The sequence below is a fragment of the Carboxylicivirga linearis genome, from assembly GCF_018271995.1.
Taxonomy (GTDB): domain Bacteria; phylum Bacteroidota; class Bacteroidia; order Bacteroidales; family Marinilabiliaceae; genus Carboxylicivirga; species Carboxylicivirga linearis.
Map to the genome: position 1 here is coordinate 35,512 of NZ_JAGUCO010000019.1, position 24,166 is coordinate 59,677.

Genomic DNA, 24,166 nt, shown 5'->3' on the forward strand with positions numbered 1-24,166 from the left:
CCGTTTTTTTTATTTTTATGAAAAAAATAAATGCCCACTCGATTATTATTCTGGATTTTCTTATTACTGACTGTTTCATGTACTTCTGCTCAAACAAAAAAGGAAGAGATTGTACTTGGAGCAGAACAGTTCGAATCTTATCTACCTCTAGTAAAAGATAAGAAAGTTGGTTTGTTGGTTAATCACACTTCGCTGGTAGATCAAACTCACTTACTAGATACTCTTTTATCATTAAATATTGATGTTCAAAAAGTATTTGCTCCTGAACATGGTTTCAGGGGGAAGGCTGATGCCGGAGAGCCGATAAAAAGCAATGTGGATGTTGAAACGGGTATTCCTATTGTTTCGATGTATGGGAGAAGTAAAAAGCCATCAGCAGAATCGTTACAAGACATTGATGTGGTAATTTTCGATATTCAGGATGTGGGATGTCGTTTCTATACATATATATCATCGATGCATTACATGATGGAAGCATGTGCCGAGAATAGTGTAAAATTCATTGTGTTGGATCGACCAAATCCCAATGGAGACTATTGCGATGGACCTGTTCTGCAAAAAGAATTTCAATCATTTGTTGGAATGCATCCCATACCTGTTGTGCATGGATGCACGGTTGGAGAATTAGCTCAGATGATCAATCAGGAACATTGGTTAAAGGATAGTGTCATGGTGAATCTGACAGTAATACCAATGAAACATTATACGCATCAAACGCCTTATTCTTTGCCTGTCAAACCTTCGCCTAATCTGCCGAATGATATTTCTATTCGTTTGTATCCTTCACTTTGCTTTTTTGAAGCAACTACCATTAGTATTGGTCGCGGAACGTATATGCCGTTTCAGGTAATTGGTTATCCCGATTATTGCATGGGAGATTTTACTTTTACACCTGTTTCCATAGAAGGGATGTCGAAATATCCGCCTCAGCAAGATCAGCTCTGCTATGGAGTCGATTTACGAAAGGAAGATTTATCACATCGTTTTACATTGCAATATTTCATCGATTTGATGAATAAATGCGTTCCTGCAGATTCATTAATCGATAGAGAAAACTGGTTTAACCTGTTGGCAGGTAATGATACGCTTTTAAAGAAAATAAAAGAAGGATGGACTGAAGATCGTATCAAGAAAAGCTGGCAGAAGGAATTGGATGATTATACTAAGATGAGGCAGAAATACTTATTATATCCTTAAGAAGATAATCCTATGAAATATATTTTACTGGTTTTTGCCTTGATGATTACATTGTCTGCATCGGCTCAAACCAACTCGCTATTTAACAATTCAAAGCAAGCACAATTTTGGGTGGATAGTGTTTATCAGCGTTTATCTGATAATCAGCGAATAGCTCAGTTGTTTTGGATTGCCATTGAAAACACTAATAATTCAAAAGTTCAGGCTCAAAATGAAGATTTAATTAGTCGTGTTCAACCCGGAGGTGTTCTTTTTTTTAAAAGTACACAGGATGAAGTTCGTGAATTAATCCATCTATTTCAAGGTGTTTCTTCAGTGCCATTAATGGTGGCTATTGATGGAGAATGGGGATTGGGTATGCGTATTAAAGATGGTCTGTCATTTCCTTATCAAATGACTTTGGGTGCCATTCAGAATGATAGCCTTTTGTATAAGATGGGATATGAGATTGGTTGCCAAATGAAAGATATGGGGATTAATGTTAATATGGCACCTGTTGTAGATGTTAATTACAATCCTAATAATCCGGTAATAGGAAAGCGTTCTTTTGGTGAAGATCCGCTAAATGTTGCACAAAAATCGTGGGCTTATGCCAAGGGATTGCAAGATGCCGGAATAATTGCAGTTGCTAAGCACTTTCCAGGGCATGGTGATACCAATAAAGATTCACATCTTACTTTACCTGTTATTTCACACAGCAAAGAGAGATTAGATAGTATTGAGTTAGTACCGTTTCAATATGTAATTGATAAAGGAATAAAAGGTGTGATGACGGCTCATTTAGCGGTTACTTCGTTGGAGGAAAATAAAAATTTGCCATCAAGCTTATCAAAGAATATTGTTACAAATCTGCTTAAAGAGCAAATGGAGTTTCATGGTTTAGTGATTACAGATGCCATGAACATGAAAGGTGTTTCGGATTATGCCGGAGTAGGGCAAAACGAATTGTTAGCACTTCTGGCTGGTAACGATATTATTGAGTTTAGCCCCGATATCGAAAAATCAATCACTGTTGTTAAGCAAGCTCTCTTGACAGGTAAACTACCACGAAAATTACTGGAGGAGAAATGTAAAAAGGCATTACTGGCAAAATATGAGTGTGGTTTAAAAAGTAACGAAATCACTGAAATAGATTTAGCTAAAGCAGGATATTTAAAAAAGCAACTATACAAGGAAGCAATCACGGTTATTAAAAATGAAGCTGATATACCATTTAAAAACTTGGAAGAACTCAATTTATCAGTGGTTTGTTTCGAAAATAAGGAAGAATGGAAAGCTAATTTTCGCAGGTATTTAGATGTGAAAATAATAGATGGAACTAAGGAATCTTTCATTAGAGAAGATCAATCTACAAAGCTTTTATTGTTACCAAATATTAAAACATACAAAAAGTATAAGACACAGTATGACAAATATCTATCGTCCAATAATTGTATTTTAGTATTTCAAGGAAATCAATACAAGTTAGCTGATATTGAAAACTTTGATCAGGCTAATAGTATCATTCTTACCTACGAAAATAATACCATTACACGCGATTGGGTAAACCAATTGATTTTTGGTGCCATACCAGCTACTGGAAAATTACCGGTATCAATAAGTGATAAATACAAAGTTGGCTGTGGGATTGATTTACAATCATTGGGGCGGTTGAGTTACACCCAACCGGAAGCGTTACAGCTTAATTCAAGCTATATCAATACAAAAGTTGATTCTGTTGTAAATGCAGGACTGACAATGAAAGCTTTTCCCGGGTGCCGTGTTTTTGTGGCCATCGATGGAAAGGTAATTTTCAATAAGTGTTATGGTTATCATACCTATGATAGTATTAAAGCGATTCAAGCCGATGATGTGTATGATTTAGCATCGGTCACCAAAATATCAGGGCCGCTGCCATTGATAATGAAAGGGGTGGATGGAGGCTTAATTGATTTGGATCAGCCTTTTTCTGCTTATTGGCCCGACTGGCAAAAGAAGCTTTTTCATCCATCTAACAAGGAGGGTTTGAGCTTTAGAGAAGTCTTGACACACCAGGCCGCTTTAACGCCTTACATTAATTATTATCCTTTTACATTGAAGGATGGTGAATACAGAAAGAGATACTACGATGATCATTTCTCCGAAAAATATTCATTACAAATAGATGATCACTTGTACTTGAAAACGTCTTTTAAAAAGAAGATCTATAAAGCAATTCGTAAATCGCCTTTATTGGATGAGCATAAATACAAGTATAGCGGTTTATCGTTTATGATTTATCCCGAGTTGTTAAGCAATCTGTTTCATCAGGATTACGAACAGTATTTATACAGTGAGTTCTTTAAACCGTTGGGAGCGTCTTCTTTGAGGTATAATCCTTTAACCAAGGTGGACATAACTCGAATTGTTCCGACTGAAATGGATAATAATTTCAGGCATAAACTCAGTAAAGGTCGTGTGCACGATGAAGCTGCGGCTGTAATGGGCGGTATTTCCGGAAATGCTGGCTTATTTGCTTCAGCTGATGATTTGGCCAAATTGATGCAGATGTATCTTCAAAGAGGTGAATATGGAGGACGAAGATATTTGAGTGAGGAAGTTGTTGAGGAATTTAGGAAAGTTCAATTTCGAGGGAACGAAAACAGGAGGGGTGTTGGATTTGATAAACCAATATTTGGAAATGATACCTTAACTATCGAGCAATCGTATCCGGCTCCGGGTGTGAGCCCTGAAAGTTTTGGTCATAGTGGTTTTACCGGCACGTTTGTGTGGATGGACCCGAAATACAATATGTTGTATATCTTTTTATCAAACCGGGTACATCCAACGCGCGATAACCGTTTGCTGTATCAAAAGAATATTCGACCTTCAATTCAGCAGGTATTTTACGATGCAATAAAGCAAGCTAATTAGAATCCTTCAGGTAATTCCTGTTCGCCACCTATTATAGGTTCAACAGGATTTGGATTCATCTTATAGAAAATTTGTTTCTCGGTAATATCCATTACCAACACCTTCATATGAATCAGGTTAATAAGAATCTTCTCCGCTTTACGTGGACTAATACGTGCCATTCCACAAAACTTCGAAAAAGTGATGTAGCCATTTATTTCAAGGTATGTAAGAAGCTTACTCTCGGCATATTTTATTTTTAACATACCACCGCTTCCTTCTCTTTCCTTTTTCCACACTTCAATTAAAATGCGGTTGACCATAATATTTTGGTCTTTTACACGAACATATGCTTTGGGTTTACCCTCTTTATCCGGCGCACTATGTGGTTTCTTTTTGCTTTTAGGAATGATGATTTCCAATACCGTTTTGCCTTCTACTTCCCATTTTCTGGTTTCGAACGGAACATTGGGTTTACAATGAATTTTGGCAGCAGCTTCAATCATGTAATATTCTTCATCAGATTCCACACCTGCAATTTTGCCATTGTCTTTTACACCCAACAATAGTCTTCCTCCATCGGTATTGGCAAAAGCCGACAATGAACGAGCAATCTTTTTTGAGTCATTAACTGCAAATTTAAAATCCTGAGTTTGATGCTCGCCTTCGGCAATCATATCTAAAAGTTCCTTCGCTTCCACAACAAAAATATTTTGTGCAAAGGTCGTAAAAAAGTTCTCATAAGCGAAATATTGCTGTATTAGAGGTTTTACAGCCTTAGCAGGTCGATAAAATACCTAATAGTTACTAATGTATTGAAAAGTAGTTATTAAGAATAAGTCTTTATAATACTTAAATAGGCCAAAAATGATATTTATCATGCTGTAAAATCGTTAAAAAATATTAAATTACTGAAAAATATCTCTAATAAATTAGAGTAGTGATCACCTTTAAATCCTCAACAATGACCGAAGTAAAACAACTGGTACAGGACTTGGCTGATCAATTTGGACGAAGCCAGGAAAGTCTGTTACCGATTCTGCAAGGAATTGTCACCAAAGAGCAACACATCTCCGAAGATGCGATGATTGAAGTAGCCAGGGAATTGAATATTTCGGCAGCTCATGTTTACGGAACTGCAACCTTTTATTCATTCTTAAACACCAAACCACTCGGCAAGTATGTTATTCGTGTTTGCAAAACCATCACCTGTATGATGCATGGTAAAAACCAAATAATAAAAGAGCTGGAAGCGGTTTTAAAAGTCAATTTAGGGGAGACAACTCATGATGGCAAGTTCACCCTACTTGAAACCAATTGCCTGGGACAATGCCATAAGGGACCGGCAATGCTGATAAATGACACACCGTATACTGAGCTTACTCCTGATAAGGTGAGAGAGATTATAATGATGTATCGTGACAAGGAGTTACGAGTTAATTAACCATTAAAATCTTTCAGCTATGACAAAGAAACAGTTGCAACGTTTAGATCTCATATTTAAAAATGAGCATGATATAGAAGAAATTCTAACCAAAACCTTCAGTAAAAGTAACGAAGAAATAATTAATGACCTTATTAGCTCCGGCCTTAAAGGACGCGGAGGAGCAGGGTTTCCGACCGGATTAAAATGGAAGTTGGCTTCAGAGGAAGAAACCGACTCTAAGTATATAATTTGTAATGCCGATGAAGGAGAACCAGGTACTTTTAAAGATCGTGAGATTTTATCAAGGGTTCCACATAAAGTTTTAGCCGGTATGGCTGTATGTGCCCGTTTAATTGGAGCTCGTCAGGGGTATATTTATCTGAGAGGTGAATATGTGTTTTTGCGACCACAATTGTTAGAAGTAATTAACGAATTTCATCAGTTATTAGATAAGATAGGATTAGACTTTAGAGTTGAAATTTTCCTTGGTAGCGGAGCTTATATATGCGGTGAGGAAAGCGCCTTGTTCGAAAGTATGGAAGGTAAAAGGGGAGAACCTCGTAATAAACCACCTTTTCCTACACAACAGGGATATAAAAGTAAACCTACAGTTATTAATAATGTGGAAACACTGGCCCATACATATTCAATATTTAAATATGGGGCCGATAAATTCAAGGATTTAGGAGTACAGGATTCCAGAGGATCTAAAGTGTTTTCTGTTTCAGGTGATACTCCAATACCGGGCATATATGAGTTAGAATTTGGTATGTCGTTACAAAAGTTTGTTGATGATTTTGCCGACGGCGATGCTAAAGCTGTGCAGGTTGGAGGAGCTTCGGGCTTTTGTGTGCCGCGAAAAAAATTTGAAAAGACAGTGATTGGTTATCAGGGAAAATTAAGAGGTACTTCTTTGCCAACCGGAGGATCTATGATGATCTTTAACTCCTCCCGGTCGATGTACAACGTACTTCATAATTATCTCGACTTTTTTGTTGAAGAATCCTGTGGCCAATGCACTCCCTGTAGGGTTGGAACGCAACAATTGTTGTTAGGTATTGAAGCTGTTAAAAAGGGAGATCAACCCTCTTCGTACCTCGATAAATTAATGGAGTTGGCTGAAGCTATGCGTATAACTGCCAAATGTGGATTAGGTCAGTCAGTAGCCAATTCATTCTCTTCAATTGTGGAGAATTTTAAAGAAGAAATGATCTACTAACCCTAAAAGTGAATATCATGTCAGATAAAGTTAATTTACGTATCGATAATATAGCTGTAAGTGTTGAAGAAGGTACAACAATATTGGAAGCAGCCCGAAAAGTAAATATTCGAATACCTACCTTATGTCATCACGAGGATTTATGTGTGGCTGGTAATTGTCGAGTTTGTATGGTAGAGCAAAAAGGATCGGATCGTTTACTCCCATCCTGTGCAATGCCTGTTTCCGAAGGAATGGAAATACAAACCAATAGTTTAAAGGTTCGGAGTGCTCGAAAGCAAATTATAGAGTTGTTGGTGAGCGAACATCGTGCTGATTGTACCCGCTGTTACAAAAACGGAAAGTGTGAATTGCAGGAGCTTGCATCTGAATATATCATTGGTGAAAATGGGTTTATTGATTTGGTTCCATTGAAGGTGCTGACCATTGATAATTTTTCGCCGTCAATTATAAAAGATGATAGTAAATGCATCAGATGTCAACGCTGTGTTCGAACCTGCGATCAACTGCAAAATATAGGCGCTTTAACGGTGGCTTACAAAGGAAAAGATATGAAAATATCCTCTTTTTATGAAAAGCCGATGTATGAAGTGGTTTGTACTAACTGTGGACAGTGTGTTAACCGATGTCCTACCGGTGCTTTAACAGAAAAGACTTATCTGGAACAAGTTTGGAGTGCTATCAATCATGAAAAGAAACATGTAGTAGTTCAAACCGCACCTGCTGTTCGTATTGCTTTGGGTGAAGCCCTGGGGATGCCGGCCGGTGAGATTGTTACCGGTAAAATGGTATCTGCCTTACGCAGATTAGGTTTTGATTCTGTATTGGATACTGATTTTACAGCAGATCTTACCATTATTGAAGAAGGAAACGAATTACTTCAACGACTCAAAAAAGTATTGGTAGATGGGGACAAATCGGTTAAGATACCTATGACAACATCATGCTCGCCAGGTTGGGTTAAATTTATCGAGCATACATTTCCCGAATATCTCGATAATGTGTCAACTGCGAAATCACCTCAGCAGATGTTTGGCTCACTGGCCAAAACCTATTATGCTAAAAAGATTGAAGTCGAAGCTGATGATATTGTAAGTGTATCTGTAATGCCGTGTACTGCTAAAAAATATGAAGCCGATAGACCCGAGATGCGGAGCAGTGGATATAAAGATGTGGATTTTGTACTAACCACACGCGAATTAGCTTTGATGATTAAACAGGCAGGTATTGACTTTGCTTCACTGCCAGAGGATGAATATGACAGCTTTATGGGAGAATCGTCCGGAGCGGCTGTAATCTTCGGTGCAACAGGTGGAGTGATGGAGGCTGCTTTAAGAACGGCTTATGAAGTAGTTACAGGCAGAGAAGTTCCATTTGATGATTTAAATATTACACCTGTCAGAGGAATGGAGGAAATTAAGGAAGCAGCTGTTAAGATTGAAAATCCTTTACCTGAATGGAGTTTTCTTGATGGTGTTGAATTAAAAACCTGTGTAGCTCATGGATTGAGCAATGCCAAAAAGGTAATGGAGGCTGTTAAGGAAGGTAAGGTAGATTACCATTTTATCGAAATAATGGCTTGTCCTGGTGGATGTTTGGGTGGTGGAGGTCAACCGATTCCAACTTCGCCCGCTATCAGAGAAAAACGAAGTCAGGCTATTTATCGCGAGGATAGTATGAAACCAATTCGTAAGTCACACGAGAATCCTGAGGTATTACAAATTTATGAGGAATTCCTTAAAAAGCCTTTGGGTGAAAAATCGCACGAACTGTTGCATACTCATTATACCGAAAGAAACAGATACTAAATCGCACTATGGTTCATTAACTTGGTCGTTTCAATAAGCAATTGTTAAGGGTTACAATTGCAATTTAACCGGGACGAGTTCCCGGTTTTTTTATGAATTAAACCAGCTTTAATGGTTTTCAGCTATTTAGTTTTGATATAAATTATCAACTGAAAAGAGAGAACCATATTAATTAAGGATAAAATTATCTATTTTGAGATTAAATAATATTGCTAAGTCATGGATAGCAAAAGTGAAATTACTATTTGTTTAGGAAGTTCTTGTTTTTCGAGAGGAAATAAAGAAGTTCTTCAGGTAATTAAAAAGTTTCTGGAAGAACATAATCTCGTTGATCAAGTGTTTTTTCATGGCGATTTATGCGGTGGGCGGTGTGCAGAAGGACCTGTATTGAAAATAGATAATACTCTGTATTCAAAGGTTAGTGTTGATAATGTTTACGAAATCCTTCGCAGCTATTTTGATATTAACGATAATTTGTAGAAAATACATTCCATGGCTCAATTGATTGTTGCTGATAAAGATAAATGTAACCTGAGTTATACTTGTGTTAGAGTTTGTCCGTCAAAAGCTATTAAAATTGCAAACCGACATGCACAAATTTTGCCAGATCGTTGTATAGGTTGTGGCCATTGTGTTGCAATGTGTGCGCAAGAGGCTATTAGTTATCGCGATGAACAAACAATTGCACTGGAGTTATTGAGGTCGAAACAAAAAGTTGCTGCTATTTGCGATCCTGCTATTTCGGGCGAATTCAATGATGTATCTGATTACAGAAAATTTGTGGCAATGATAAGGGCCTTAGGCTTCGATCTGGTAACAGATATGTCCTTTGCTGTTGATTTGGTGGCCTATCGTTACAAGGATTTAGTTGATAACTTTCAGGGCAAGCACTTTATTTCCAGTAAATGTCCGGCAACAGTAAAATATATCGAAAGACATGAGCCTGATTTAGTTGAGAATCTCGCAACAATTGTACCGCCATATATTGCTATGAGTAAACTGGTGCATAAAAGATACGGACAGGATACAAAGATTATCTATATCAGTGCTTGCACGGCAGCTAAAGATGACACAAGGCGTTTTCACGGCACTGACGGAGCAATTGATGTTGTTTTGACCTTTCTTGAGTTGAGAAAATTATTCAAAAAAGAGCGAATCACAGAGAATACAGTTGAATATAGTGAATTTGATCCACCACTAGGACGAAAAGGTGGGTTATTTCCCATTTCACATGGTTTATTTCAGGCAGTTGACATCAATCAAGGCTTATTGGAAGGTAATATTCTTATAACCGAGGGTAGAACCAATTTTTTACAATCCATCAAGGAATTCAAGGAAGAAAAAGAAATGAATCAGCACCTTGATCTGTTTTATTGTAAAGGGTGTATTATGGGGCCGGGAATGTCGCCGGGTGGAAAGAAATTTACCCGTAGGTCGCAGGTAATTGATTATGTTGATAAAAGAATGAAAGCAATTGATGTGTATCAATGGCGATTAGATATTGAAGAGTTTAAGTCACTGGATTTGACAAGGTCATTTAAACAGGTTGATTTGCGTTTGTTGCAACCAAAAGAAGAAGAGATTGATAAGGTTTTAGTGGAGATGGGGAAAGGCAAGCGGGAAGATCAGTTGGGGTGTGGAGCTTGTGGTTACCCTACTTGCCGCGAATTTGCTGTTGCTCATCTGCAGGGCTTAACTAATTATGAGCAGTGTTATACATATTCAATCAATTCACTTCGTAGTTATGTGAATAAACTAAATGCTTCAAAAGAAAAATACAAGCAATCGCAGGATGCGCTAATGAAGAGCGAAGAGAAAGCGCGAAATGAAGAGAAAGCTGCGCGCGAGGCTGCAGAAACAACAACTGCCATGCTTAATAAGTTAAGGGCAGGAGTGGTAATGGTTGATACTAATTTAAAAGTAGTGGAAGCCAATCGGCGTTTTATCGAAATGTTGGGGGATGATGCCAGAGATATTGCAGAATTGATACCCGGACTGAAAGGAGCAGAATTAACCAAGTTGATTGATTTTCATAAAGTGTTTACCACCGTTCTCCAATCGGGGCAGGATGTTTTAGACAGAGATGTCACCTATGGTAATTCTATATTAAATGTTTCAGTATTTACCATCAAAAAAAATGAGGTTGTCGGAGGTATTATCCGCGATTTGGTAACTCCTGAAGTGAGAAAAGAAGAGGTGATAAAACGTGCCCGCGATGTGATTAAGGAAAATCTGCAAACGGTTCAGCAAATAGCCTTTTTATTGGGTGAAAGTGCTTCCAAAACCGAAAAAACACTCAATAGTATTATAGAAGCTCAGCAGCTGGGAGAGGCCAATGAATCAGGAAAATAAATTCTACATTGATATTGAATGTCGCCAAAATAACCACATAGGTGAGTTAATCTGTGGCGATGTTTTTCTCTCTAAAAGAATTAAGGAGGAGGGAAGAACTATTGCTGTGCTTTCCGATGGAATGGGTAGTGGTGTAAAAGCCAATGTATTGGCAACTTTAACAGCATCTATGGCTTTAAATTTTACGGTTGAGCATCGTGAAGTTCGAAAGACGGCAGAAATTATTATGAATACGCTACCGGTTTGTAGTGTACGCAAAGTAAGCTACAGCACATTCACCATTATTGACATTGAAGATGATGGCACAACAACCATTGTAGAATACGATAATCCAACTTGTACTATTACCAGAGGAGCAGATTTATACGATCCAAAATGGCATTTTATAGAATTGGAAAGTGAGCAAAACAAAGGAAAGAAAATTAGAACCTGTAAGTTTATTGCCCGTCGTGAAGACCGTATTTTCTTTTGGTCAGATGGCATTATGCAATCAGGCATGGGTACTAAAGCTTTTCCGTTTGGCTGGGGTGAAGAAGGTATGTGCGATTATGTAAAGAGTTTAGTGCGATACACTCCCTTCGCATCATCAGGGAAATTGGCTCAAAAGGTTCTAAATATTGCTTTAATGCATGATGGAGACAAGCCAAAGGATGATTCTTCATGTGGAGTAATTTATTTTCGGGAGCCGCGCAAGTTATTATTGGTTACCGGACCTCCATTTGAAGATAGTAAGGATTTTGATTTTGCATTAAAGGTTCAACATTTTAAAGGTAAGAAGATAATTGCCGGAGGTACTACAGCCGAAGTTATCTCCAGAGAGCTGGCCTTAAAATTTGATGCTGGTCTGGAATCTGACGATCCGGATTTACCACCCATCTCATTTATGCAGGAAATAAATCTGGTTACCGAAGGTATTCTTACTTTGGGTAAAGTAGCTCGTTTACTTGAAAAATACAATATGGATTCGAGATTGGGGAAAGGTCCGGCTGATCAGATCATTAAAATGCTGTTCGAGAGCGATAAAATTCATATTATTAATGGAACAAGGATAAATGTTGCGCATCAGGATCCGAATTTGCCGGTGGAACTGGAAATTCGCAGAACGGTGGTTAAACGCATTGTTCGTTTATTGGAAGAAAAATTCCTTAAAGAAGTGGATGTTGAGTATATGTAGTTGATATAAATCATAGATGCATAATTGTATTAAATCAATATTATTGAGCTGTCTATGCATATATTTTATAAGCGATTAAGGCTGTTGTAATAATGTATTAATAAATGTTAATTTAGATTTGATATGTATTACATAAAATCAAGATCTTCCCTTTTTTTTTTCATATTATTAGTCTTCATTTGTTAAAGAATCAGGAATTTTTTCTTTAATCAATTTGGTTATTTCTGAATGTAATTTAACAGGTAATCAAGAATGAAAATAAAAGAGATAGCAGAAATTATAGACGCCAAAATAGTCTGTGGCGAAAGCGACATTGACAAAGAGATATGTTGTGGTTTTGCCAGTGATCTGATGAGCGATGTTTTAACCCTCGATTCAGAGCAGCTGGTTTTGATTACCGGTTTAGCCAATATGCAAGTAATCAGAACTGCAGAAATGGCTGATGTGAACTGCATTGTTTTTGTGCGCGATAAGCATGTGACTGAGCAAATGATTGAGGTTGCCAAAGAAAATGATATGGTTCTGGTAGAGTGTAAGTATTCGATGTTTAATGCAATAGGAAAATTGTTCCAGGCTGGATTAAATCCAGTGTACTGATAAGGTATGGATTTTAACTACGAAGTGGAAGGCGGGAATTTCGCAAAGGCAGGTTATGCAGCAAGTAATGTTAAAAAGGTGCTGAAGCAGCTGAATGTGGATCCCAAGGTAATAAAACGCGTGGTAGTAGCCTTGTACGAAGGTGAAGTTAATGTAGTGGCCCATGCTTATAAAGGTAATATCAGGGTAGATATTGACACCGAACGAATTATTATTGAAATAAAAGATGAAGGTCCCGGAATACCTGATATTGATTTAGCGATGCAGGTTGGTTATTCAACAGCATCAGCTATGGTGAGAGAAATGGGATTTGGTGCCGGAATGGGACTTCCTAATATGAAACGAAACGCTGACTCTTTAAATATTTCAAGTACAGTAGGCAAAGGTACAGTGGTGGAATTAACCACTTATTTGCAGAAATAAAACAATGGTATGAGCGAACAACAGTTTTATCATGCTTTAAAAGTCGATAAAGACAAGTGCTTTGGATGCGTTCATTGTATGAATGAATGTCCAACAGATGCAATCCGCATAAGGGATGGTGTGGCTACTATTCGAAAGGATTGGTGCATTGATTGTGGCGAATGTATGAAGGCGTGCCCGGTAGATGCTATCTATGTAGAGCAGGATGACTTTGATGATATCTTCAATTATAAATTTAGGGTAGCTATATTACCTTCAGTTTTTATTGGGCAGTTTTCAAAACAGATAAACGTTGAAGAAATAATAGAAGTGTTGCATGGTTTAGGTTTTACACATATCATTCCGGCCGAGGCAACCGTTGATGTCATTAATCAGGCTATGTTGGAAGCCTATGATTCAGAAGTAGAAAAACCTTTGATTACGACTTTTTGTCCATCTATCGTTCGGTTGATACAAATAAGATTTCCCGGATTGGTGAACAATATTCTTCCCATATCGCCACCCATTGATAGCACGGCTACCTATTATCGTAAAAGACTAATTGATGAAGGAAAAAATCCGGATGAGATTGGAATATTTTATGTAACACCATGCGCATCTAAAATTGCAACGGTAAAGTCACCTGAAGGTCAGGATAATTCATCGGTTGATGGTGTAATTAATATGGATTTTCTTTACAATAAAGTATTCCATATTTTAAATAACCGAAATAAAGACATTAAGGATAATGATAACTATAACCTTGAATTTATTAGCCCCAAAGCATTAAAATGGAGCTTGACGGAAGGAGAATCGACCAATATGAAAGGGAGATGTCTGGCTATCGACGAAATTCATAATGTTATCAAGTTTCTTAATAAAGTAGAGAACGATGAAATAATCAATGTTGATTTTTTGGAATTACGAGCTTGCGATCAGAGTTGTGCTGGAGGAGTTTTGCTTAGTGAAAACCGATTTCTTACGGTGGAACGGATGAAAAAGCGTGCAGAACATTTGGAAGAATTGCAGCTTGTGCCCAATGAAATAAGTTTTGATCATCAGCAATTTATCAAAGAAAAGTTGACTATTAATTCCATTAAGCCGCGATCGATGATGGGGCTGGATAATGATATGGCTACCGCTATTAAAAAAATGGAGCGTGTTCGTCGTATCATGTGCTTTTTGCCGGGTATTGACTGTGGAGCTTGTGGTTCGCCTAGTTGCGAGGGCTTGGCACGCGATATTGTGCTAAAAGATGCCAACCTATCAAACTGTGTGTTTATGCAACGCATGATGGAAAAAAGTAAGAAGCTCGATCCACAGCATTCGATCCGTATTATCGAAAAGACATGGGGCAAAGACCGACTGGATAAGGATTGTTATAAAAAAGGAGCAAAAAATGAAGGTATCTGATATAATCAAAAAATTGAATTTAAAAGTAATCGCCGGAGAGGAAGGCTTAAATAACGAGGTCACAGGAGGCTATACTTCAGACTTGTTAAGTGATGTGATGGGGAATGCCGATGAAGGTCAGGTATGGATTACTTTACAAACACACCGAAATGTAATGGCTGTGGCATCGTTGAAAGAGGTAGCAGCCGTAATTATTGTAAAGGGTTTGGAGGCTGAAGAGAGTACCATCAGTCAAAGTAACGATGAAGGCATTCCGCTGTTAAGTTCTGATCTTGAAACGTTCGAGTTATCAGGACAGCTATATCAGATATTACACGAGTAATATGAAACTGTTCAAAGCCGATCTGCATATTCATACGGTTTTGTCTCCTTGTGGAAGTCTGGAGATGAGTCCAAAGGTGATTGTGGAAAGTGCTTTGAGTAAAGGCATTGATATCATTGGTATAACAGATCATAACTCTACATTACAATGTACAGAAGTGGTGAGGTTAGCCAATAAAAATGGTCTGGCAGTGCTTTGTGGAGCAGAAGTTACTACAAAAGAAGAGGTGCATTGCCTAACGTTCTTTGAAAATTTTGAAAAACTTGAAACCTTTCAACATTATTTAGATCAATTTCTGCCGAATATTCCTAATGATACTGAGATGTTTGGCCATCAGGTATGGGTGGACGAGGATGAAAATATTTTGGGTGAAGAAAAGCGCTTGTTGATTAGTGCCATCGATCAGAGCATTGATGAGGTAGAAGCGAAAGTAAGAAGCCTTGATGGATTATTTATACCGGCTCATGTTGATAGGGGACGTTTCAGTCTTTATAGTCAATTGGGATTTATGCCATTTGATTTAAAACCTGATGCCGTAGGTATGACTTATAGAGCTGAAGTGGATAAGATGATTGATTTGCATCCTGAACTAAAAGAGCTAACTATTCTTCGTTCATCTGATGCACATTTCCCGAATGCGATTGGTGAACATTACACTGTTTTTGAACTGGAAGAAGGTTCTTTTCAGGAAGTGAGAATGGCTCTTCATCAGAAGAATAATAGAAAAGTAATAGAGTTGGTATGAGAGATTTATCAATGCATATCACTGATATTGTTCAGAACTCAGTTAGAGCGCAAGCCAAATTGGTTCAGCTAACCATTGAAGAGAAAGAGGATTGGCTCATTTTTACTTTTGAGGATGATGGAACCGGAATGGATGAAGAAACGGTTAAAAAGGTTACAGATCCTTTTTTTACCTCACGAACAACTCGGAAAGTTGGGCTTGGATTACCCTTATTCAAGCAAAATGCCGAAATGACCGGAGGTTCTTTAGTTATCTTTTCAGAGCTGGGCAAAGGAACAGAAGTAAAGGTTGTGATGGGATTAAATCATATCGATCGTCCGCCCATGGGAGATTTACCTTCTACAGTGGCTATGATCATAACAGGCAATCCGGATGTGGATATGGTATTTAAATATATTAAAAGTGATAGTGAATTTTCTCTCGATAGCAGAGAAGTAAAAGAGGCGTTGGATGGTATGGATATCAGGATGCCACAGGTAACAAGTTTTTTAAAAGAAATGATTGATGAAAATTTAAAAGAGATAAAAGTAAACTTATAAAGTGTATTCTGTAGCTAATGAGCTATTTAAATACATGTCAGCTAAACAAAAATGTGTAATAATAATATCCAGTTGCTATGACTAAAGTGAAATCCCTTGCCGATCTTCGAAAAATGAAGGAGGAGATGGCAAACAAAGTCCAGCTAAGAGAAAAAGGCGATCATCCTGATCAACTTGTTCAGGTAAAAGTGTCGATGGCCACCTGTGGAATTGCATCAGGAGCCAAAGAAGTGATGAACCATCTGATTGACCAATTGGATCAACAGGCTATTGAAGCAGTGGTTACCCAAACCGGATGCATGGGCTATTGCTATGCCGAGCCTACTATTGAAGTAACATTGCCTAACTCCAGTCCGGTTGTTTTTGGTTATGTTGATACCAAAAAAGCCAGTGAAATAATCTCAAGATACATAATCAGAGGTGAACTGGTGGACGGTATCATACCCGTAAATTACGAGACAGTTAACGAAAAAAAGAAAGACTAGGATTAATACGTTATGGCAAAATATAAAAATCATGTTCTTGTGTGTGGTGGTACAGGATGCCGCGCCTCACAAGGAGAAGAGATTGTATACAATCTGAATCGTGTCATCGAGGAAAATGGCCTCGAACAGGAAGTTCAGGTGGTGAGAACAGGATGTTTCGGATTCTGCGAGAAAGGTCCTGTAGTAAAAATGGTTCCCGACAATACGTTTTACGTACAGGTTAGTCCTGATGATGCCGAGGAGATAGTGAAAGAGCACTTGGTAAAAGGTCGGCAGGTAGAAAGATTATTATACACCGATCCGGAAACGAAGAAACACGTATCGGAGTCGAAAAATATGGGTTTTTATAAAAAGCAGATTCGAATTGCATTACGAAACTGTGGTTTTATCAACCCCGAAAATATTGATGAATACATAGCTCGTGATGGATACGCATCGTTAGGTATGGCTATTACTGAGATGAAGCCTGAAGAGGTTATCAGAATCATTATTGATTCAGGATTACGTGGTCGTGGTGGAGGAGGATTCCCTACCGGCTTAAAGTGGGATATTACCCGAAAGGTAGAATCTGACCAGAAATATGTGGTTTGTAATGCTGATGAAGGTGATCCGGGTGCTTTTATGGACCGGTCTATTCTTGAAGGTGATCCTCATTCAGTTCTTGAAGCTATGGCTATCAATGGATATTGTACAGGTGCCAATCAAGGATTAATTTATATACGTGCCGAATACCCATTGGCAATTTCACGATTGAAGATTGCTATTCAGCAGGCTCGTGAATATGGTCTGCTAGGTAAAGATATATTTGGTACTGGGTTTGATTTTGATGTTGAGTTACGCTATGGAGCTGGTGCTTTTGTATGTGGTGAAGAAACATCATTGATACACTCGATGGAAGGTTTACGAGGCGAACCAACGGTTAAACCTCCATTCCCTTCGGAAAGTGGATACAAAGGAAAGCCTACCAATGTAAATAACGTGGAAACCTATGCCAATATTCCGGTTATTTTAATGAAAGGTGCCAAGTGGTTCAGCAGCATTGGAACCGAAAAAAGTAAAGGAACTAAAGTATTTGCTTTAGCCGGTAAGGTTAATAATGTGGGACTGATTGAAGTACCTATGGGTACTACTCTTCGCGAAGTAATTTTTGATATTGGCGGAGGTATTAAAGACGGTAAAAAATTTAAAGCTGTTCAAACTGGTGGACCGTCAGGCGGATGTTTAACAGAAAAGCATCTGGATATTCCAATCGACTATGATAACCTGATTGCCAGCGGATCTATGATGGGGTCTGGTGGTATGATTGTAATGGATGAAGACGATTGTATGGTGTCTATGGCTAAGTTCTATCTCGATTTTACAGTGGAAGAGTCATGTGGTAAATGTGCTCCTTGTAGAATCGGTAACAAGCGTTTGTATGAAATGCTTCATAAGATAACAGAAGGCAAAGGAACCGAAGAAGATTTAAGTAATTTGCGTAACCTGAGTAATGTAATTAAAGATACATCGCTTTGCGGTTTGGGGCAGACTTCTCCTAATCCGGTTTTATCTACCATGGAAAATTTCTGGGATGAATACATGGCACACGTTAAAGAAGATAAGTGTCCGGCCGGACAGTGTAAATCGTTGATGCAATACATAATCAGCGAAGAAAAATGTGTGGGCTGTACATTGTGTTCTCGTGTTTGTCCGGTTGATGCAATTACAGGTGATAAAAAAGCACCTCATGTTATCAACCCTACAACATGTATTAAATGTGGAGCGTGTTTTGAGAAATGTAAGTTTGGAGCTATTAGCATCCAATAATTTACACAATTAGTTTTGAACAGAAAAAGATAAGAAATGGATATCGTTCAATTAACCATAGATAATAAAAAGGTAGTTGTTGAGAAAGGCACTACCATCTTAGAAGCGGCAAAGACAATAGGGGTGGATGTGCCTACGCTTTGTCATATGAAGCTGGAAGACACCAATTTTGAGAATAAGCCCGGAGGATGTCGTGTGTGTGTTGTAGAGGTCGAAGGACGTCGTAATCTGGCTCCGGCATGTAAAACCGAATGTACCGAGGGTATGATGGTGAATACTCACTCGGTGAGAGTGGTAAATGCTCGTCGTACCGTAATGGAATTGATACTTTCTGATCACCCATTTGATTGTTTGGTATGCGCTAAGTCGGGTGATTGTGAATTGCAGAGTTTGGCTCAGAATTTGGGTATTCGTGAGATTAAATATACCGGTGCTAAAAGTACTTACAAAGGTGATGAGTCTCCTGCTATTATTCGCGACATGGATAAATGTATAATGTGTCGTCGTTGCGAAACAGCCTGTAATGAAGTGCAGACTGTAGGTGTGTTGTCAGCAATTAATCGAGGATTTGAATCGGTTGTGGCACCAGCCTTCGAGATGGATCTCGATCACTCAACTTGTACTTTCTGCGGTCAGTGTGTAGCAGTTTGTCCTACCGGTGCTTTAACCGAGCGCGATAGTTCATCGAAAGTGATGGACGCCATTGTAAATCCTAAGAAAAAAGTGATAGTTCAGACTGCGCCAGCTGTTAGAGCTGCTTTAGGTGAAGAGTTTGGAATGGAAGCTGGCACTTTGGTTACTGGTAAAATGGTTTCAGCATTGCGTAAGCTTGGGTTCGACTATGTGTTTGATACCGATTTTGCTGCCGATCTTACCATTATGGAAGAAGGTACTGAATTATTAGACCGTTTAAGTAAGCATCTGGCTGGAGATAAAGAAGTGAAATTACCTATCCTTACATCATGCTGTCCGGGCTGGGTGAATTTCTTCGAGCACCAGTTCCCTGAAATGATTGATATACCTTCAACGGCTAAATCACCTCAACAGATGTTTGGTGCTATTGCTAAAACGTATTTTGCTGATCAGTTAAAGGAAAAACGTGAAGATGTAGTGGTGGTTTCGGTAATGCCGTGTCTGGCTAAGAAATATGAGTGTTCGCGCGATGAGTTTGCTGTTGATGGCGATCCGGATGTGAATATTTCTATCTCAACAAGAGAGTTGGCACAAATGATTCGCAATGCCAACCTTAATTTTGAGGCCTTAGAAGAAGATGATTTTGACAATCCACTGGGTGAATCAACCGGCGCTGCGGTTATTTTTGGTACAACGGGTGGTGTGATCGAAGCTGCTGTTCGTACTGCCTATGAGGTGCATACTAAAAAGCCATTGGAACGCCTTGATTTTGAAGAGTTGCGCGGTATGGAAGGTATTCGTTCTGCAACGATTGATTTTGATGGTCTTCCAATCAATATTGGAATAGCACATGGTTTGGGTAATGCTCGCAAACTGCTTGAAGACATCAAGGCAGGTAAATCACAATTTCATGCTATTGAAATAATGGCTTGCCCAGGTGGATGTATTGGTGGTGGTGGTCAGCCATATCATCACGGTAATATGGAAATTCTGAAAAAACGTCAGAAAGCTATTTATGAAGAGGATAAAGGAAAGACCTTGCGTAAGTCACATGAGAATCCGTTTATACAAAAATTGTATGCTGAGTTCTTAGGTGAGCCTTGTGGACATAAATCGCATGAGTTACTGCATACGCATTATTACGATAAAAAAAAGAAGGTTGAAATCTGATTAGTACAAAGTATTGAGTACGTAGTAATGAGTATATATTGCAAAGACAATTGTACTCACTACTGACTACTCACTACTGACTACTCACTACTAAAAAAACAAAAATGGCAAATATAAAATTACCCGCTGCAAAAGTTGATGAACTAAAGGAAGTATGTAAAAAGTTCGATAATGATGGAGGAGAACTTATTAATGTACTTCATGCAGCACAGGAAATGTTTGGTTACCTGCCTGCCGAAGTTCAGGAATTGGTGGCTAATGAGCTGAACGTATCAGTAGCTCATGTTTATGGTGTGGTTACGTTCTATTCGTTCTTTTCGATGATACCTAAAGGAAAGCATCCTATTTCCATTTGTATGGGAACTGCTTGTTATGTGCGTGGTGCCGAAAAGGTATTGGATGAGTTTAAAAAACACCTGGATGTAAAAGTTGGTGAAACTACCGATGATGGTAAATTCTCGATCAGTTGCTTGCGTTGTGTTGGTGCCTGTGGATTGGCACCAGTGGTGACGGTTGGTGAGCGCGTTTACGGACGTGTTGCTCCAGAGGATGTAAAAGGAATTATTGAAGAATACTTGTAATCGTTAGTTATTGGTCAGTAGTTTTGATTACACGATTACTAATGTTCCTATTTGTCGATTATTAGATAAAATAAGACTGTTAAAAATAGAAGAGAAAAGCCGCTTTCTTACCTTGGGAGCGGTTTTTTGTGTTTGGTAATGAATATATTAATGTAGTTATGCTCTAATTCTAATATTGTACGCAGATATTAGTTAAAGGAGCCCTTAAAAGTCTTTGATTGATTATATATAGTAATTCCAAAAATATTCCATTTCAATAAGCCGTTAACATTAAATTCTATTTTGCCACTTGTATTGTTTTTATAAATTTCAGCAGATTTATATTTCCAATCAAAACCAGTTACAAATCCAGAGATTTCACTATATGAATCAATTGCTTTTATGTTATTTTGATCTCTACAAAAAGTAGCGAACATTTCTATATCAAGAGTTAGATGGTCTTCAAGTTTTAGTGACTTTGTTTCTACATTACAAATGGAGTCTCGTTCATAGATGAAAACAATTTGGTTCATGGATTTATCTGATATACTTGTAGATATGATTTTAAAAATACCAACGATTATTAAAATAATTGAAAATATTTTACTTTGGGTATTAAAGAATTTCTTACCCTTGGTAATAAAACAAATTATCAAATAAAAAAAGTATAAAAGAATTATCAAATTGATACTTGACCAGATTAAATGTATCATGTTGTTTAGTGTTTTGACTTGCATATATTAGCATATATGAGAGAAGTTGGAGGTTCCTTTTTTCTGCATTATCATACTCTAATAATACTTAATGAGGCTACAACTTCTGCCATTTTTATAATCAAGACTGTTTTGGTTATAAAATTATAGTTTGAGTTTTATTGCTTTTTGACAATACTTTCTAATGCTTCTCCACTGATAATTACATTTTTGCAATTAAAATCTTTTACATTATTAATCTTAGATTTTAAATTTTCTTTTAGTACTAAAAAGTTCTCAAGAAAAACATCATGAATTGGTTGTTCATCCAATCCTTTAATGTTTAATGAATTATCGGTAGCATAATTGCAAATAAGGTTTTTTATAGTTATGTGATGATAATCAGCAGGGGAATTTCCCCCGGCATAACTATGATAATCATTGGTAAAATACAATGCTATACGAGTAGTATCAATGTAAACACCATCAATGAATATATTGCGAATATAACCACCCCGGTCTTTATTTGACTTAAACTGAATTGCTTTACCTCTTACATGCTTTAATGCAATATTTTCAACATAGATACTCTCAATTCCTCCAGACATTTCACTGCCAAATGCAATGCCGTGCAATACTTTTTCAGCAATGCAGTTTCGTACTACAATATTTTTTGAAGGGCGGTTTACTCTCCATGCATCATTGTCCCTTCCTGATTTTATTGCAATAGCATCATCTCCGGAGTTTATAAATACACAGTTCTCTATAAGAGCATCTTCGCATGAATCCATGTCAATTCCGTCATTGTTTATTTTTGAACTGTTTATGTTTATATTTCTGATTGTTATGTTTTTACAATATGTTGGGTGAACAACCCAAAATGGCACATTTTCAATTGTTATATCGCTAATTAGTATGTTTTGGCAATTAAAAAACTGAATAAAAGAAGGTCTTAAATAGTGCCCTTCACCAAATTCTCGCTCTTGTACAGGAATTTGTTCTTTACCCATTTTTCTGAGTGTGTTTTGTGCTTCTTTTTGTAAGGGCCTCCATGTAGCAATTCCACCTTCGGCATTTCCATTTAACGTTCCTTTTCCTGTAATAGCAATATCAATTTTATCTTTGGCATAGATATAGGGAGAATAATTATAAACTTCAACTCCTTCCCAACGAACTAATTGTAGTGGCAGATAGTCTTTTGAATTTTGACTAAAAAGTAAGGTTGCTCCGTCCTCTAGATGAAGATTAATATGACTTTCCATTTTAATAGGGCCTTTACAAAAGAAAACTCCTTTAGGAATAATGAGTTTGCCTCCAGCTCGGGAACTTAATACTTTTATTAAAGAGTCAATAATAGGCTTACAATCTGTTAGGCCATCACTAACCGCATTATAATCTGCTAAATTAAAAGTTGTGCTTCCAATATTTGGTAATTTTATTCTATTAATGATTTTTAATTTGTTATTTTCAACTTGTTTGGTATTACTTTTTTCAAGTATTCCACAGTTGCTCATTAATAAAAGAAGAAAACCAATAGAAGTAACTAACTTAATTTTTGAAGCTAATTTCATTAGGAAAATAATTTTATTTTGACGTCTTGCCTTTCTTTAAAAAAAGGTCTTGTTGATTTTATTATGAACTTCTAGTGTTTATTAAACTAAATACAATTCCAATAAAATATTTACTCATATTAACTTCATTAAGATTGTTTCTTAATGGCTTCATTATCATTTCAAACTTGATATCTCATCTTAGTTTATTGCTCGATAAAATAAGTGGCAAGTATTGAGTGAAATATATGTTGTCATTTAACTGTGAAACAACTTTCTACCGCTGCTGTTAAAGGATTGTATTAAAAAGCAATCGGTTTTCTTTTCAATAAAGTATTGGGTAATTAAACATATTGACTTTCTGGATGCAGCGCTACAGATTGTTTGGTTAAAGTCAGAGAATAATGGGTTATTTTCTCAGTTAGTTGCGAATAATGATAAAGATACTAATTGAGTATCCTGTTAAATAAATCCATCACAGTACTTTTTCGCTGGCGAGAGACAGGAACGGAAGTGCCGTTATTCATTTTGAGGTAACCCCCGTCATTTTTCTCAAACGAGCGAATGTATTTCAAGTTAACCAGATGCGATTGATGAGTTCGCACAAATCCTTTATCACATAATAACTCGTCAAACTCTTTTAAGGTTTTTGAGATTAAAATGCTTTTTCCGTCAGTAAGATGAACATGGGTGTAATTGCTTTCACCAACACATCGCACTATTTCGTGCAATTCAACAAACAGAATACGTTCGGCGGTAGGTAACCCTATTTTAAGTTTTTCCGCTTCTTGTTGGCGGTTTTCGATCAATTGCTGGGGGGCTTGTTTGGATGTTGATTCCTGTAGGTTTCGGATAGCTCGTTGCACGGCTTGTTGAAGGTCAAGGATGTCAACCGGCTTCATTAAATAGTCGATCGCACAAAAGCGGATGGCACGTATGGCATATTGATCAAAGGCGGTTACAAAAATAACCTGAAAGGTAATGGGAGAGAGGGCTTCTAGCATATCGAATCCGGTTCCTCCGGGCATCTGAACATCAAGAAATACTAAATCGGGTTGCGTAGCTTTAATTTTAGCAATACCATCGGCCGCACTTTGTGCCGTATCGCATATTTCTACTTCGGGGCAGTAGTTCTGCAGTAAGTCTTGCAGATTAGCAATGTTGTTTTCTTCGTCGTCGATAATAAGGGCTCGTATGGTTTTCAT

22 protein-coding genes are annotated in these 24,166 nt (G+C 37.6%); 18 read left to right on the forward strand and 4 right to left on the reverse strand.

Features of this window, described 5'->3' with window-relative positions:
* Window positions 1-30: 30 nt before the first annotated feature.
* Together KEM10_RS17840 and KEM10_RS17845 are read left to right on the forward strand one after the other, a co-directional pair.
* Entirely contained in the window at window positions 31-1,197 is a 1,167-nt protein-coding gene (locus tag KEM10_RS17840) for an exo-beta-N-acetylmuramidase NamZ family protein (protein WP_212217489.1), read from the forward strand.
* 12 nt (window positions 1,198-1,209) lie between these two features.
* Window positions 1,210-4,089: a glycoside hydrolase family 3 N-terminal domain-containing protein gene (locus KEM10_RS17845; RefSeq protein ID WP_212217491.1), complete on the forward strand. Its 2,880-nt coding sequence runs from the start codon at window positions 1,210-1,212 to the stop codon at window positions 4,087-4,089.
* Here KEM10_RS17845 and KEM10_RS17850 read toward each other — a convergent pair.
* Window positions 4,086-4,769: an AlbA family DNA-binding domain-containing protein gene (locus KEM10_RS17850; protein ID WP_317196690.1), complete on the reverse strand. Its 684-nt coding sequence runs from the start codon at window positions 4,767-4,769 to the stop codon at window positions 4,086-4,088. The two genes, KEM10_RS17845 and KEM10_RS17850, sit on opposite strands and share 4 nt — an antisense overlap.
* 263 nt (window positions 4,770-5,032) lie before the next feature.
* On the opposite strand from KEM10_RS17850, the gene nuoE reads away from it, so the two are divergent.
* The 16 genes from nuoE to KEM10_RS17930 all read left to right on the forward strand — a co-directional run bounded on the left by nuoE (window position 5,033) and on the right by KEM10_RS17930 (window position 20,740).
* A complete protein-coding gene (gene nuoE / locus KEM10_RS17855; protein ID WP_212217494.1) occupies window positions 5,033-5,512 on the forward strand; it encodes an NADH-quinone oxidoreductase subunit NuoE in 480 nt (159 codons plus the stop codon).
* 19 nt (window positions 5,513-5,531) lie between these two features.
* A complete protein-coding gene (locus tag KEM10_RS17860) occupies window positions 5,532-6,713 on the forward strand; it encodes an NADH-ubiquinone oxidoreductase-F iron-sulfur binding region domain-containing protein (protein WP_212217497.1) in 1,182 nt (393 codons plus the stop codon).
* Between the two features lie 17 nt (window positions 6,714-6,730).
* Window positions 6,731-8,521, forward strand: a complete 1,791-nt coding sequence (locus tag KEM10_RS17865) for an NADH-dependent [FeFe] hydrogenase, group A6 (protein WP_212217499.1) — start codon at window positions 6,731-6,733, stop codon at window positions 8,519-8,521.
* Window positions 8,522-8,740: 219 nt separating this feature from the next.
* Complete coding sequence (locus KEM10_RS17870; RefSeq protein WP_212217501.1) at window positions 8,741-9,001, forward strand: (2Fe-2S) ferredoxin domain-containing protein; 261 nt, start codon at window positions 8,741-8,743, stop codon at window positions 8,999-9,001.
* Between the two features lie 12 nt (window positions 9,002-9,013).
* Entirely contained in the window at window positions 9,014-10,873 is a 1,860-nt protein-coding gene (locus tag KEM10_RS17875) for a [Fe-Fe] hydrogenase large subunit C-terminal domain-containing protein (protein WP_212217504.1), read from the forward strand.
* Window positions 10,857-12,047, forward strand: a complete 1,191-nt coding sequence (locus KEM10_RS17880) for a SpoIIE family protein phosphatase (RefSeq protein ID WP_212217507.1) — start codon at window positions 10,857-10,859, stop codon at window positions 12,045-12,047. Before KEM10_RS17875 ends, KEM10_RS17880 begins: the two co-directional genes overlap by 17 nt.
* A 252-nt stretch (window positions 12,048-12,299) precedes the next feature.
* Window positions 12,300-12,644, forward strand: coding sequence for a hypothetical protein (locus KEM10_RS17885; protein WP_212217509.1), 345 nt, complete (start codon window positions 12,300-12,302; stop codon window positions 12,642-12,644).
* Between the two features lie 6 nt (window positions 12,645-12,650).
* A complete protein-coding gene (locus KEM10_RS17890) occupies window positions 12,651-13,067 on the forward strand; it encodes an ATP-binding protein (protein WP_212217511.1) in 417 nt (138 codons plus the stop codon).
* 9 nt (window positions 13,068-13,076) lie between these two features.
* Complete coding sequence (locus KEM10_RS17895) at window positions 13,077-14,459, forward strand: [Fe-Fe] hydrogenase large subunit C-terminal domain-containing protein (RefSeq protein WP_212217514.1); 1,383 nt, start codon at window positions 13,077-13,079, stop codon at window positions 14,457-14,459.
* Window positions 14,446-14,781: a DRTGG domain-containing protein gene (locus tag KEM10_RS17900; protein ID WP_212217517.1), complete on the forward strand. Its 336-nt coding sequence runs from the start codon at window positions 14,446-14,448 to the stop codon at window positions 14,779-14,781. The genes KEM10_RS17895 and KEM10_RS17900 overlap by 14 nt, the downstream gene beginning before the upstream one ends.
* Window position 14,782: 1 nt before the next feature.
* Window positions 14,783-15,526, forward strand: a complete 744-nt coding sequence (locus KEM10_RS17905; RefSeq protein ID WP_212217519.1) for a PHP domain-containing protein — start codon at window positions 14,783-14,785, stop codon at window positions 15,524-15,526.
* On the forward strand, window positions 15,523-16,065 hold the full coding sequence (locus KEM10_RS17910; protein WP_212217522.1) for a sensor histidine kinase: 543 nt from the start codon (window positions 15,523-15,525) through the stop codon (window positions 16,063-16,065). Before KEM10_RS17905 ends, KEM10_RS17910 begins: the two co-directional genes overlap by 4 nt.
* 77 nt (window positions 16,066-16,142) lie before the next feature.
* Window positions 16,143-16,550, forward strand: a complete 408-nt coding sequence (locus KEM10_RS17915; RefSeq protein WP_212217525.1) for a (2Fe-2S) ferredoxin domain-containing protein — start codon at window positions 16,143-16,145, stop codon at window positions 16,548-16,550.
* A 12-nt stretch (window positions 16,551-16,562) separates the two neighbouring features.
* Complete coding sequence (locus KEM10_RS17920; protein WP_212217527.1) at window positions 16,563-18,356, forward strand: NADH-quinone oxidoreductase subunit NuoF; 1,794 nt, start codon at window positions 16,563-16,565, stop codon at window positions 18,354-18,356.
* A 36-nt stretch (window positions 18,357-18,392) separates the two neighbouring features.
* Window positions 18,393-20,159 (forward strand): NADH-dependent [FeFe] hydrogenase, group A6, encoded by a 1,767-nt coding sequence (locus KEM10_RS17925; RefSeq protein ID WP_212217530.1) that lies wholly within the window; start codon window positions 18,393-18,395, stop codon window positions 20,157-20,159.
* A 104-nt stretch (window positions 20,160-20,263) separates the two neighbouring features.
* Window positions 20,264-20,740 (forward strand): NADH-quinone oxidoreductase subunit NuoE family protein, encoded by a 477-nt coding sequence (locus KEM10_RS17930; RefSeq protein WP_212217533.1) that lies wholly within the window; start codon window positions 20,264-20,266, stop codon window positions 20,738-20,740.
* Between the two features lie 188 nt (window positions 20,741-20,928).
* Here the strand turns inward: KEM10_RS17930 and KEM10_RS17935 are convergent, their stop codons facing one another.
* From KEM10_RS17935 to KEM10_RS17945, 3 genes are all read right to left on the reverse strand, one after another.
* Entirely contained in the window at window positions 20,929-21,252 is a 324-nt protein-coding gene (locus tag KEM10_RS17935; RefSeq protein WP_212217536.1) for a hypothetical protein, read from the reverse strand.
* Window positions 21,253-21,590: 338 nt separating this feature from the next.
* Window positions 21,591-22,982, reverse strand: coding sequence for a glycoside hydrolase family 28 protein (locus tag KEM10_RS17940; protein WP_212217539.1), 1,392 nt, complete (start codon window positions 22,980-22,982; stop codon window positions 21,591-21,593).
* Window positions 22,983-23,407: 425 nt separating this feature from the next.
* Entirely contained in the window at window positions 23,408-24,166 is a 759-nt protein-coding gene (locus tag KEM10_RS17945) for a LytR/AlgR family response regulator transcription factor (protein ID WP_212217541.1), read from the reverse strand.